Source organism: Verrucomicrobiaceae bacterium (assembly GCA_016713035.1).
Lineage (GTDB): Bacteria > Verrucomicrobiota > Verrucomicrobiia > Verrucomicrobiales > Verrucomicrobiaceae > Prosthecobacter.
This window is the reverse complement of record JADJPW010000001.1, coordinates 440,056-454,455: the sequence shown is the minus strand read 5'-3', so window position 1 is coordinate 454,455 and position 14,400 is coordinate 440,056. Positions and strand designations below refer to the sequence as shown.

General features: G+C 61.6%; 3 protein-coding genes. 2 read left to right on the top strand and 1 reads right to left on the bottom strand.

What is annotated here, in order from left to right:
• Window positions 1-31 precede the first annotated feature (31 nt).
• Both IPK32_01850 and IPK32_01845 read left to right on the top strand, forming a co-directional pair.
• Window positions 32-8,809: a cadherin-like beta sandwich domain-containing protein gene (locus tag IPK32_01850; protein ID MBK8090761.1), complete on the top strand. Its 8,778-nt coding sequence runs from the start codon at window positions 32-34 to the stop codon at window positions 8,807-8,809.
• A 149-nt stretch (window positions 8,810-8,958) separates the two neighbouring features.
• On the top strand, window positions 8,959-10,113 hold the full coding sequence (locus tag IPK32_01845) for a pyridoxal phosphate-dependent aminotransferase (GenBank protein ID MBK8090760.1): 1,155 nt from the start codon (window positions 8,959-8,961) through the stop codon (window positions 10,111-10,113).
• Window positions 10,114-10,185: 72 nt separating this feature from the next.
• Here IPK32_01845 and IPK32_01840 read toward each other — a convergent pair whose 3' ends face one another.
• Window positions 10,186-14,190: a PQQ-binding-like beta-propeller repeat protein gene (locus IPK32_01840; GenBank protein ID MBK8090759.1), complete on the bottom strand. Its 4,005-nt coding sequence runs from the start codon at window positions 14,188-14,190 to the stop codon at window positions 10,186-10,188.
• Window positions 14,191-14,400 lie beyond the last annotated feature (210 nt).

Below are 14,400 nucleotides of genomic sequence, written 5' to 3'. Positions count from 1 at the left end.
TTGTCGGCCCCAGCCACTCTGGCCTCCTTTTATGCGCAAAGTTGTCTTCCTTTTCTGCGCCGTCGTTTTGACGGCCTTTTTCGTTTTTTGGCCGCAAACAGCCCCAAAGGCCGTTTCGATGGCTGAACCGGCTGCGCAGTCGGTTTTGACGCAAAAGCCTGCTCTGCTCTCCGCGCCGACGAAGGCCTTCACAGCATGGTTTTCCGATTATTCGGCCAATCCATCGCCAGAGAGCCTGGAGCTCGGCAAAGCCTATGCGAAGCAGCACACGGCGGAGATCGCGAAACTCATCGTGAGTGATCCGCAGCTCGCGATCGAGAGTGCGGTACCGATGGTGGTGAGGCAGAAGTTGCCGAAGGAGATCGTGGCGCTGCTGGAGGATCGCGTGCGGGTTCGCGGGGATTACGAGGTGTATGGAAATGCGCCGCTGCCAGGCCAGGAGGCGACGATGGAGCCTTACACACGCACGGTGACGACGGAGGATGGCAAGCGATGGAATGCGCATGTGTATGGGAAGCGCCAGTGGCAGCGCAGCACCTCGAATGCCTCACTCAACGGCGTGGCGGTGGGGCGTGAGATGGCGGTGAGTGATTCGCCGCTTCGCGTCTTGGAGGTGGGTGAGGTGCCGCAGGGCGAGGGTCGCGAGGTGGTGGAGGCTTGTCCGATCAGCGGCATCGAGACGGAGGTGGAAAAGGCTCCCGATGGCTCGCTGGCGGCGGTTTCGGAGGAGACGCCAGCTTTTGAGACGCCGGAGCGGGTGATCTACGTGTGCAGCGGTGGTCACATCACACAGATCTCGGAGCAATACCTGAGCGATGAGGAAAAAGCGCACTGGGAGCAGCTCGGTACCGAATTGAACGCGGGCACGGGCAGCGGTCCGGCGAATGCACCGATCTCCGGCACGATCCCGAGCGGCTGGACGACGGGAAATCGCACTTTCCTCTATATCCGAGCCTGCTTCCCGGATAATCCGGTCGATCCACAGAACGAGCAGGAGTGCTACGACATGTTCAAGGCGGCGAACGACTACATCGTGCAGACGAGCTACGGCCGCTGCTACCTGACGTATGCCTTTCCGCCGCTGGTGGTGCTGCCTTACCCGCTGGAGTGGTACAACCGCTACAACACGGATGTGGGCGGCGGTGACTACCTGGTGCAAAACCACGCCATCCAGATCGCGAAGTCGATGGGCTACAACAACGGCAGCTACAACATGTGGGCCGTGCGCTGGAGCGGCGGCCCTGGGAGCTACGGCGGCAGCGCCAGCGTGGGCGGCGCGGGCATGCGCATGAAGTCGAGCAGCAGCGGCACCTTCCTGCATGAACTGGGGCATAATCTGGGCGTGTGGCATGCGAACTACTGGCGCACCACGCCGCCGAGCGTGACCGGGCCGGGCAACAATGCGGAATACGGCAATACCTTCGATGTGATGGGCAGCAGCGGAAGCAGCGGGCAATACACGGCGAGCTTCAAAAACACGCTGAGCTGGATGCCGCCGGAGCAGTATTGGAATGTGACGTCGAGCGGGCTGTATCGCATCAGCCAGACGGATGCGAGCATCGCGGACCCGAGCCTGCGCTATGCGTTGCGGCTGCGGCGGGATGCGGAGCGTGATTTCTGGGCGGAGTTTCGCCTGCGGCACACGACGAACGTGGGCTTCACGAATGGTCTGATGATGACCTTTGACCAATGGGGCCTGGGCGGCATCGGCGGCAGTGGTGGGGCACCTTTGAATGGCAGCAATCGCGGCGCACAGCTCCTGGACATGACGCCGGGCAGTTTTGGCAATGGCATCACCGATACGCGAAACGATTCCGCGCTGTGGATGGGCCGCACGTTCAGCGATCCGGACTTCAACATCCACTTCACCCCCGTGGCGAACAACACGACCACGGTTCCGCCTTCGATGGATGTGCAGGTACAAATCGGCGATGCGCCAGGGAACAATGCGCCGACGCTGAGCATCGCCGCGAGTGCCACGAGCGTGGGCACAGGTGTTGGTGTGACCTTCACCGCGACGGCGAGCGATCCTGATAGCGACACGCTGGCCTACGCGTGGGTTTTTGATGATGGAAACTACTCGCTGAACAACAGCGCGGTGCAGACGAAGTCCTGGGGCACCGCCGGGCACTATCAGGTGCTCTGCACAGCCTCGGACATGAAGGGCAAGCGCACCACGAAGTCGATTTTGATCACCGTGGGCACGCCGAGCACCTTCACAGTGAGCGGAACCATCACCGGCACGGATTCGCTGCCGCTGGAAGGCGTGTATGTGGCGAACTACGCGCCTTCAAACAACACCACGCACACGAACAGCGCCACCTTCCGCGGCACCTGGACAGATAGCGATGGGAATTACACGCTCACGCGACTCGCAGCAGGCAGTTACAGCATTTCACCGGGGCTTTATCCGCTCGTTTTCACGCCGGATGGCTTCGCGAATCCGCTCACAGTCGGGCCGAGCACGACGGCGAAGAATTTCACCAGCGCCAGCCTGCCTGCGGTGACGATTTCTTATCCCGACGACGTGGCCGCGGAGGGAGCGGTGGCGAATCCGGCGACGATTCGTCTTTCACGCGAAGGCAGCGCGGCAGCAGATCTCTCGGTGCAGATTTATAACGTGAACACCGGCTCCGCGACACGGAACACCGACTACACACTCGCACCCGCGCCTGCGACGGCCACCAGCCCGGATGGCGGCAGCGGCACCTCACAGTACATCATTCCCGCAGGGGCGGCCTTCCTCGACATCACGCTCACACCAGTGCAGGACACCACTGCGGAAGGAGTGGAGTATGCATCGCTGGATTTCGTCAATACGGCGCACGGCTATATCATGGCGGGCAATCCAAAGGCCGTGGTGGCGATCACCGATGACGAAAACAATCTGCCGGTAGTGAAAATCACGCCGGTGGATGATTCCGGCCATGAAGCTGGCACAGATACTCTGACAATGCTGCTGGAGCGCACCGGAGTCACGGCGGCAGCTCTGAATGTGAGCCTCAGCTACACCGGCACCGCCACGCGAAACACGGATTACACAGCGGCGGCGAGTGTGAGTATCCCCGCAGGGAGTTCCAGCACGACCTTCACCATCACGCCGATCAATGACAGCGACATCGAGACGACGGAGACGATCATTTGCACGGTGGCGAGCAACGCGGCCTACAATCGCAACGGCACCGCGCAGGCCGTGACGAGCACGCTGAATGATGACGATATGCCCACGGTGAGCATCGTGGCGACAGATGCAGCGGCGAGCGAGACCGGAAATGACAAGGGGGTCTTTACCATCACTCGCACCGGCAGCACGGCAGCGGCGCTGATCGTCGATTATGGTGTGAATGGTCGTGCGGTGCTGGGCTCGGATTATCGCCGCCTGGAAGGCCGTGCCACGATCCCTGTGGGCCTCGCGAGCACGACGGTGGAGATCATTCCGTTTGACGATGCGCTGGATGAAGGCACGCAGGATGTCATTTTGCAGCTCCGCACGACACGTGAGTATTTCATCAATCCGGCCACGCAGAGCGCCACCCTTTCCATCACGGATAATGACGCCTCGCAGATGTATGTCGAGCTGGATACCGGCAGCGGCACTGAGCCTGCGAGCGGCTCCGCAGCTGGCGCGGTCTTCAACATTCGCCGTCCGGCCAGCGGCGCGGCCATCACGGTGAATTACACGATCACCGGCACGGCCACGAGCGGCACGGACTTCACCGCGCTGCCGGGCACCATCGCCTTTGCAGCCGCTGACACGAGCAAGACGATCACCGTGAGCATGCTCGCGGACACGGCTTTGGAGGACGCGGAGTCCGTCGTACTCACGCTGACCACTGGCACGGGCTATTCACCGCTGGCGGGGCAATTTCAAAGCGCCACTGCCTGGATCTACGATGCGGATCAGCCCACAGTGGAGGTGAATGTGGGAGACGGCACCAGCGGCCTCACCGCGCCGTTCACCGAGTCCACCACCGTCACCACCGAGGACTTTTTCATCAGCCGACGCGGGAGCACCACGGCGGACCTCGTGGTGAACTACACGATGAGTGGCACGGCCACCGAGGGCGTCGATTACACCGCGCTCAGCGGCACCGCGACGATCCCGGCGGGCAGCACAGGCGTGTATGTGAATGTGGCTGCGATCGTCGATACAGTTCCCGAGGGCACCGAGTCCATCATCATGACGCTCACCAGCGGCAGCTACGGCGTGCGTGTGGGCAGCGCCACGATGCTGCTGGGTGACAATGACAGCTTCAGCAGCATGAGCGTGGGTTTTGCTGCCGCCACCGCCACGACGAACGAGGCCGTGGGCACCTATAACCTTGCGGTGAACCGTTCTGGCACCTCCACGGGCACCGCCAGCGTGCAGTATCGCGTGAATGGCGGCTCCGCAGCGGGCAATGGCATCGACTTCTCACTCGCCAATGGCGTGCTGAACTTCGCCAGCGGCGAAACGAGCAAGACAATCCCCATCACCATCGTGCAAGACCAGCTCCCCGAGCCAGCGGAGACGATCATCGTGCAGCTCCTCAATCAAACCGGCGCGAATCTCGGCACTAGCTCGCACACCTTGACGGTGAACAACATCTCCATGCCGGAGGCGTTTAGCGATCCTGCCACGGCGGTGATCGCCACCGGAGCGACGCTGAATGGTCGCGTGATGCCGGGTGGCCTTGCCACGAGTTATTGGTTCCAATACGGCCTCACGCCCTCTTATGGCCAGGTCACGCCCACACAGAATCTCGCCGCAGGCAGCGCCATCACTGCGGTCACAGCGGCGCTTTCTGGCAATCCGCTCACGACGTATCATTACCGCCTCGTGGTGCAAAATGCTCAGGGAACTACCAGCGGCATCAATCAGACCTTCACCACCAGCTCGGCGATCCATTTTGATACACCGACGACCGTCCCGATCGTTTCCAACGAGTTTTCCGCCAGCGGCTCGCCGCTCATCACGCTCGGTTTTACGCCCACGGCGGGTCAGGTGCTCAAGTTGGTCGATAATACCGGTTTTCTGCTTGTGAGCGGCATTTTCGCGAACAAGCCCGAAGGCAGTCTGCTCACCGCTTTGGAGGGAGCGACGCCGCGCACCTTCGAAATCAGCTACAGCGGAGGAGATGGCAATGACATCACTTTGACTGCTGTGAGCGAGGTGATCACGTTTGAGGCCATTGGAGTGAAATACGTCGGTGATCCGGCTTTCACGCTCAATGCGACCTCCAGCGGAGCTTCGGCAGTGAGTTACGAAATCGTCGCCGGAGCTGCGAGTGCCAGCGTGAGTGGAAACACGGTCACTTTGACCTCCACACCCGGCACCGTGACCATCAAAGCGACGGCTGGGACCGCTTTGCCAAAGTATCAGACCTTTGTGCTCGCGGCGGCGAATACGGGTTTTGCACAGATCAGCGCCAGCAAGGCTGTAGAGTGGGCGCTAGGCATCCGGGCCAATGGAACGCTGTGGGGCTGGGGCATCAATACCTATGGTATGATCGGTGATGGCAGCCTGTCCACGCGGCGCACGCCGGTGCAGGTGGGAATAGTGGCGACGTGGCGGCAGGTGAGCTGCGGCACGGATCATGCGCTGGGCACACGCACAGATGGCACCCTTTGGGCCTGGGGCCGGAATAACAACGGCCAAATCGGCCAGGGCAGCACCACGACGACACAATACACCTCGCCAACACAGATCGGCACGGAGACGACATGGGCCTGGGTCGTGGCGGGAGCGAATCACTGCGTCGCCGTGAAAACCGATGGCACACTCTGGGCCTGGGGAGCCAATGGCAACGGCCAAGTGGGGCAGGGGAACACGACCACGACGATTTACTCCACCCCGACGCAGATCGGCACGCTGACGACTTGGAGCACCGATGGGGATCATCTGCATGCAGGCGGTGATTTCACCCTCGCGCTGCGGGCGAATGGCACGCTGTGGGCCTGGGGGCAGAATACTAATAGCCAGCTCGGCGATGCCAGCACCACACTGCGCAGCGCACCGGTGCAGATCGGCAGTGTCACAAGTTGGAGCCGCGTGATGGCGGGCACGGCCTTCTCCGCCGCACTGCGCACGGACGGCTCGTTGTGGACCTGGGGTGCAAATGGGAGCGGCCAGCTCGGCGACGGCTCACTGACCACGAGCAATGCGCCAACGCAGCTCGGTAGCGTAACAACTTGGAGCAAAATCATCGCCGGTGCCTCGCACATGCTCGCCACCCGCAGCGATGGCACACTTTGGAGCTGGGGCGCGAATGTCTTCGGCCAGCTTGGGCAGGGAATCATCGATCCGACGGCACGCGGCAACACGCCGCAGCAGATCGGCACGGCGGTGAACTGGCAGGAGGTGGCCGCAGGGACGAATTTCAGCCTCGCCACGACCACAGACAGTGCGCTGCGAGCCTGGGGCAGCAATAACAGCGGTCAAAATGGATTCCTACCGCGACTCATGCGCCCGCTGGCCGCCAATCTCGGCGCGGTGAGCAGCGCCGTGGGAGCGAATGCCGTCAGCTACTTTTTGCGTGAAGACGGTAGCCTGTGGAGCGTGGGGTCGAACAGCATCGGCCAGCTCGGCATCAGTAGCTCGGATAGTTCGCCGCATCACACACCCGTGCGACTCGCCAGCGGCCCGTGGCGGCAAATTTCCGGCGGAAACAGCAATCTGCTCGCCATCCGGCAGGACGGCACACTTTGGGGACTGGGCTTCAACACCAGCGGCCAGCTCGGAGATGGTGCCACGGCGAATCACAGCTTCCTTTTCCAAGTCGGCACGGATGATGACTGGCAGCAAGTCTCTGCTGGGAACACGCACTCGCTCGCGGTGAAGGCAGATGGCACGCTGTGGGCCTGGGGCGCGAATGGGAATGGCCAACTCGGTAACAACAGCACCACTGCTTCCACCGTGCCCGTGCAAGTGGGCAGTGATACCGACTGGGAGCAGGCCTACACCAGCTACGGCACCTTTTCCGTGGCGAAAAAGACCAATGGCACGCTTTGGGACTGGGGAGTCAATACGAACGGCCAGGTCGGCCAGAATGACACCACGCAGCGCCTCGTCCCCACGCAGATCGGCACCTTCACCGACTGGACCCGCGTGGCCGTCGGCAACTCGCAGGTGCTAGCGCTGCGCTCCAATGGCACGCTCTGGGGCTGGGGCATCAACAGCAACAACCAGCTCGGCGACGGCACCACCTCGCAGCGCAATGCCCCGGTGCAAATCGGAACGGCCACGAACTGGAAAAGCATCAACACCTCCACCTTTCACAGTTCCGCTACACGAACGGACGGCACTCTTTGGACCTGGGGAGCCAATGGCGTGGGCTATCTGGCTACCGGCACCTATTCAAGCCGCTCCACACCAGGCCAAGTCGGAACGGCGACCTGCTGGGATGTGGTCATGCCTACCAGTGGCTCCGCATTTACACAGGTGCGGGCCGTGGACGGCAGCTTGTGGGCCGCAGGATGGAACAATCTCGGCCAAAACATACTCGCGGATCGTAGCCAGCTCACACCGGAGGTCATTTTCCCCGCTTTGACTGCCGCACAGACGCTCAGCTTCACCGCGCCCTCCACCGTGCCCGTGGGTGATACGATCACGTTGAACGCCACCGCCTCCAGCGCACTGCCTGCACGCTACATCGTCACCGGGCCCGCTTCATTGAATGGCGATAAACTCACCATCAACGCCGCCGGACTCGTTACCGTCATCGCCTACCAGCCCGGTGATAGCTACTGGCAAGCCAGCGACCTCCGCTATGCCTACATCAATCTCGCCGCGCCTACCGCCACCACCCTTGCCTCGACGAGTGTGGGCACCACCACCGCCACGCTGAACGCCACCGTCAATCCGAATGGCTCAGTCACGACGGCTCTCTTCCAAAGCGGCACCAGCATCAGCTACGGCACCAACTCGCCCATCACCCTCACCGCACCCTCCGGCGTGACGGCTGAAAATGTCTCGCTGGAGCTCACCGGGCTGCTTCCCGGCACCACGTATCATTTCCGCGTCAGCGCCAGCAACCTCGGCGGCACCGACAACGGCGATGATCTGACCTTCACCACCCTCAGCAACAACGCCGACCTCTCCGCGCTCGCCATGAGCACCGGCACGCTCTCGCCCGCCTTTGCCAGCAGCACCTTGAGCTACACCGCCAGCGTCACCGCGAGCACCACCAGCGTGAGCCTCACCGCCACCACCGCCAACACGAACGCCACGCTGCAATACCGCGTGAACGGCTCCGAATACACCACCACCAACGGCCTCGCCATCCCCGTCACGCTCGTAACCGGCCTCAATACCGTGCAAATCGAAGTCACCGCCGAAGATGAGGTCACACTGCGGCTCTACACCCTCCAAATCACCCGCCCATCTGGATACTCGGTGTGGAGCGCCGCCACAGGCATCACTGGGGCCACGAATGCCGACCCGATGGACGACTTCGACGGCGATGGCATCGCGAACGTGCTCGAATACGCCATGGGTATGGCTGGAGCGAGTGCTAGCGGCACCGGGGCACTTGTTTTGACCGGTAGCACCCTCAACGCCACCGGGCAGCCCATCGTCCGCCAACTCCCACCACCCGGCGGCGGTGCTCCAGAATGGTGCGCCATCTTCATCCGCCGCAAAGATTACGTGCAGGCTGGTCTCACCTACACGCCGAACTTCAGTGCTGATCTGAGCGCCTGGCAGACCAGCGCCACGACGCCAACCGTATTGGCAGACGACGGCACTTATGAGGCCGTCTGCATTCCGCATCCTGTCATCGGCGCAGGACCCGCGAAATTCTTTAAACTTGGAGTGACCTTGGCACCTTGATTTCTGCGCCAGCGAGTTTGGATCAGCCAGGACTCGACCAAAGCACCAACTCAAGCCACAATAGGACTCCATCATTCCCATGAGCCGCTAACCGCCAGACCTCATCGGGCACACATCCATCACCGGACATGTGCCCTTTTTTCTCGATCATGCCCGCCACTGCCGTCCGCCTTTCCCATTTCACCGAATCCGTCATCCGCGCCATGACACGCCTTTCGAACCAGCATGGCGCGATCAATCTCTCTCAGGGTTTCCCCGATTTTGATCCGCCGGAGGAGATCATCACCGCCTTGGAGCGTGCTACACGGGGGGCCTTTCATCAGTATGCGGTCACCTGGGGGGCACCGCGCTTCCGCCAGGCTCTCGCGGCGAAAATCACGCACTTCTCCGGCGTCTCGGTCGATCCAGATCAGAACCTCGTCGTCACCTGCGGCAGCACAGAGGCCATGATGTGCGCCATGATGACCTGCTGCGACCCAGGGGATAAGGTCATCGTCTTTTCACCCTTTTACGAGAACTACGGCGCAGACGCCATTCTCAGTGGGGCACAGCCCATCTACGTCCCGCTGCATGCGCCGCATTTTGACTTCGATCCAGAGGAGCTCGCTCGCGCCTTTGCCCAAGGGGCGAAAGCCATCATCGTCTGCAATCCATCCAATCCCACTGGCAAGGTCTTCACTCGCCGTGAATTGCAGATCATCCTCGATCTCGCGGAAAAGCATGATGCCTTCGTCATCACGGATGAGCCCTACGAGCACATCGTCTATGCACCGCATGAGCATGTGTACATGAATTCGCTCCCTGGAGCCGCAGACCGCGTCATCACCTGCAATTCGCTGTCCAAGACCTACTCCATCACCGGTTGGCGGCTCGGCTACGTCCATGCCGCACCGCACATCATTCAGCAGGCACGCAAGGTGCATGACTTCCTCACCGTCGGAGCCGCAGCGCCGCTGCAAGAGGCCGCCATCGCCGGTCTGGAGCTGCCAGACAGCTACTGTGCGTCTCTCCCTGCCACCTACGCCCCGAAGCGGGATGTATGCCTCTCCCTTCTTCGTCGCACAGGGCTCCCATTCACCGAGCCGCAGGGCGCTTATTACGTCCTACTCGATATTTCCTCGTTGGGCTTCACCACGGATACCGAGGCCGCCGAATGGTTCGTCAAAACCATCGGCGTCGCCGGCGTCCCAGGCAGCAGCTTCTTCCGCGAGCCGGAAAATCGCTTCATCCGCTTCCACTTCGCCAAAAAGGAAGACACCCTGAACGCCGCCGGTGAAAAACTCGCCACCCTGGCCCACCGCTAGCCTAGCAGGCCTAAAGTAGCCCTGTTGCTGCGCAACAGGGCAGGGGCTATCGCCGAGGAGAATAAGCCAGCTTCACTTCCCGAAGCACTGCAAGCGGCCATCGACGGTGCTGATGTACACGCGGCCTTGGGCGATGGTGATGCCGTCCCAGACGGGCGGGGAGGTGAGATCGAGGCCGGTGCTTTGCTCGCCGGTTTCGACGTTGACGGCCCACATTTTGGCACCGCGGCGGCCTTCGAGGGCTTCGTTTTGCTCGTCGAGCTCTTTGAGGATGGCGGGGTCTTTGGCGGCGAGGCGCTCAAAGGCGTATTCTTCATCAATGGTGTCGGGTGGGCCGCTGACGAGCACCGTTTTGCCTGCGAGGGCCATGCTGCGGGCGACGATGGGCACGAAGCGGTCCCAGGTGTGCTTCACGAAGCTGCCTTTGTCTGCGACTCCTCCTGGAGTGGCGCCGCCTTTGAACCAGAGGGCTCCGCCGACTTTGCCTTTGCCGGTCTCCACGCCTGCGCCGATGCCGTGGATGGCATTGGGGCCGCTGTCGCGGCTGTCGCCGTTGTCGAAGTTGCAGAAGAGGATGGCATCGGCGGGTTTGGAGTCGGGGGCTTCGAAGCGCTGCTGCACTTCGGCGGGGCTGAGGGCTTTGTGATAAAGGGCAAACTGATCGAGCAGGCCGCTGTAGCCTCCAGCGCTGCCATCTGCGGCTCCTTCACCATTGCCGAGGTAGAGGGGGCGTGCGGGCTTGGCAGGAAGGGGCTTGGCTTTGCCTGTGGCGACGGATTTTCCATCGAGATAGAGGCTGATCTGGCCGTCTGCGGCGAGGGTGCCGACGAGGTGGTGCCAGCCATCGCTGAGGGCCTCTGCGCTGATGATGGTGGTGAGCTGGGAATCGCTGCGGATGTGGAATTGCGGTTTTTTATCGCGGATGTCGAGGGCGAGCCCCTGAAGCGGGCCGCCGTGGTGGAGGACGGTGCCGCTGGCTTTATCGGGCAAAACCCATGCTTCGATGGAGATGGGGGTCTGTGTGGGATCGAGCGCTGCGGAGTCTGGGAAGAGCACGGAGCCGGGAATCGGGGTATTGGCGACTGCGGCGGTCTGTTTGGCGGCGGCTTTGCCTTTGCCTTTCTTTTTGCCATCGGTCTTAGCGGCGGCTTTGGCGGCTTTTTTCGGGTTTTCGACCCGTGGGGGCTGCTGGGCGAGTGGCTGGCCATCTGGGCCTAAAACGATGCTGTTGCCCTGACGTGCGGTGGTGGCTTCTTCAGTCTTGTAGGCCTCCTCAGGCGGTGTTTTGGGCGTGGAGAAGAGGGTGTACTCCATGGTGGTGGTCCATTTGTAGTACTGGGCCTCGCGGCCGTAGGAATAGACGTTTTTGTCGTCGTGGACGAGGATGCGACCTGCGGGGGCGTATTTCCCGGCCTGATAATAACCGGCGTGACCTCCGGCGAAACTTTTGCCATAGACCCAGTAGCTGCGGTGGAAGTTCGAGTCATCGAGGAAGCCCATGGGGGCAAAGAGATGGGAGCCTTCGCCTTCGTGAGCGCCGCCTTGCTTGGCGAAGTCGCCACTGATGGGGCCGACTTCGACGCGGGTGCCGTCGTCGATGATTTTTTGGGTGCGGAGGTAGGTCCATTTGCCGTCGCTGCTGAGGATGTCATTGAGTGCGACGGGCATTTGCAGCGTCTTGTGACGATCATTGAGGTCGCCGCCAGTGTCGGGGTCTTTGTCGTCGTAGTTTTTCTTGGCGCGGAGCTCGCCGGTCTTGGCATCGAGGCGGTAGAACCACAATCCGCCATCAAGGAAGCAACTGCGGCCTGCGACGCAACTGACGAGGCCGTTTTCGACGAGCACGCTGCCGTGCACGGGCCAGACGCTCTCCATCATTTCCCAGGCGCTGTGACTGAGCTTGGCGGGGGCGGCTTGGTATTTCCAGATGAGGGCTCCGTCTTTGGCGCGGAGGCAATAGACGTAGCCGTCTTTGCCACCAAAGAGGACGCGGCCTTTCCAGTAGGAGGGCGGTGAGTCGATGCGGCCACCGGCGATGAAGTGCCAGGCGGGCTTGCCACTGACGGCATCAAAGGCATGCAGGGTGTGTTTATCGACCTCGCTGACGAAGGTGAGGCCAGCGGCGGTGGTGGTGGTGCTGAGGGGCGATGTGAGCTTCACTTCCCAGGCCATGCCGAGGTCGCTTTTCAGATCGCTCTTGGCGGCGCCGCTGCGGGCATTGTCGGCGCGGTAGGTGGGCCAGTCGCCGGTGTCGGCTTCTTTTTCGACGATGGCATCGGTGTAGGCGGGGCCTTTGATGAGGCGCTCGGCATCGGGTGTGTTCGCGGGCAGCGGGTAGCGTGGCTCGCTGGCCATGACGGCCATGCCATCGAGTTTGGCCTCGGGGTAGCAGGCGCAGTTATGCGGGCCTGCGTAGGTGAGGCCGTTGCAGGGCATGACGCCATAGAGGCAGGCTCCACGGACCCAGTGATTGAGATCCCAGTGCTGCTTCTCCATATCGACGTACTCGATGCCGGTGCGGGATGGGATGAGGTACTTCTCAGTCGCTTTGCCCATGTAGCAGCGGTGGTGGAACCAGTAGGTGCCATCGGGCACATCGGGGAAGAAGCTCTTCTTTTTCTCGCCTGTGATGGGATCAAAGCCGCGATACTCGCCGCTTTGATTGCCCTGGAGGTTGCCAGAGTTCCAGACAAGGCCCTGGGCGACGACGAGGTCCTCTAGGCTGCGGTAGCCGCTCTTTTCATGCGGTGCGGTCCACATGTCTTTGCCGGTGTCTGCGTTCATGCCTTTCATCTCCCCATTGCCACCCGCGTAGATGATGACGTCGCCGTGGAGCAACACGCGAGGGGCGAAATTGAACTCATAGAGGTTGCGGCGCTTGGTGGGATCGGTGGTGAATTTCACGCTGCCGGTTTTCACGTCGCGGGCGGCGAGTCCGTCGCCATTGTAATAGACGATGCGCTTGTCATCGAGGGCCAGGGTGATGGGGGCGATGCGGTCGGTCTCTTTCCAAAGCGTCTTGCCACTGGTCGCGTCGATGGCCAGGAGGTCGCGCGGCTTGCCATCCCAGTTGAACTCGGTCTCGACGCGTTTTTGGTCGCTCTGCTGCTTCACGGCGAATTCTTCATTGAGCCGCCAGGCTTCTTTGTTCACCAGGGCATAGAGGGTGCCGTTGCGGAAGAGGATTTCCTCGGTGCCAGCGGTCTGATCGTAGGTGCGGAGGACTTTCCCCGTGGCGGCATCCAGGCAGGTGATGGGCGCTGCGATGCCGAGCGTGACGTACACCTTGTCACCGATGCTGACGATGCGGCGAGCGAGCTGCGTGGGGCCGGATTTCAGAGGCCAGAGGTGGGTGCTCCATTTCTCGATGGGTTTTTCCCATAGGATGGTGCCGTTGAAGGCATCGCGGGCGACGAGAGTCCACTTCGGCGGTGTGAGGATGGTGATGCGGCTGCCTTTGTCGATGATGTAAAAAATGCGGCCGCCGCTGCTGACCTTCGCACTCACGGAGGACATGCGGTCATGATGGCGGCTCCAGCGTGGATTCCCCACCCACTGCATGCGTGTGGGTGGGCCGACGAGGTAGTCTTTGGATGTGGGATTGCCTTTGCTGTCGTAGGCGTAGTGGGTCCACTCATCCATCTTCTCTGGCCATGCTTTGGTGGTCTTTTCCCAGCTAGAGCCTTTTTTTACCATCGCCACGCCCAGTGGCGCGAGCACGCGGTCGATTTCCTCCTTTGAAACACTGCCCGCGTCCTCAATGACGAGCAGGTTCACATAATTCTCGATGTAGGGCAGGTGCTTCCCATCCCATGCATCAATAGCCACCGCGCCATAGCCGCCGGTCTTGTGAATCGACTCACGGATCGTTCCGAGAGCTCCAGGATTCGTGGTGAGCCCCTGCACTTGATAGGAATCATTGGCGCGGAGCTTCTGCGTCACCGTGCCATCGCCACAGCCCACATGCACCACGATGCCTCCTTTGACTCCAGACTGAGCGAGAATGTCCTCTGCCTCACCCGCCAGCAGCGGGGAGCAAGGTGCGAAAAGAAGTGCGAGTAAAACAAGGCGTTTCATGGGCCTGCGATAACGCGACCGCACAGGGGAGCTTTCAGGGGATGTCCAATGGCTGATGAGGAGCACTTTTGCTCATGGAAGCTCAGAAAGGAGCGTTTCTGAAAACTCCCGCGACCTACAGCAAGGCGACTTTTCCGTCCCCGAATCCTTTGCCACGGACAGAGTGCAAGTAAGTGGCGATGGGAATGGCCGCTTTCGAGCAATGGGATG

Excerpts from the sequence above, each read along its gene's own strand:
- IPK32_01850 (MBK8090761.1), top strand. The coding sequence starts at position 32 with ATGCGCAAAGTTGTCTTCCTTTTCTGCGCCGTCGTTTTGACGGCCTTT.
- IPK32_01845 (MBK8090760.1), top strand. The coding sequence starts at position 8,959 with ATGCCCGCCACTGCCGTCCGCCTTTCCCATTTCACCGAATCCGTCATC.
- IPK32_01840 (MBK8090759.1), bottom strand. The coding sequence starts at position 14,190 with ATGAAACGCCTTGTTTTACTCGCACTTCTTTTCGCACCTTGCTCCCCG.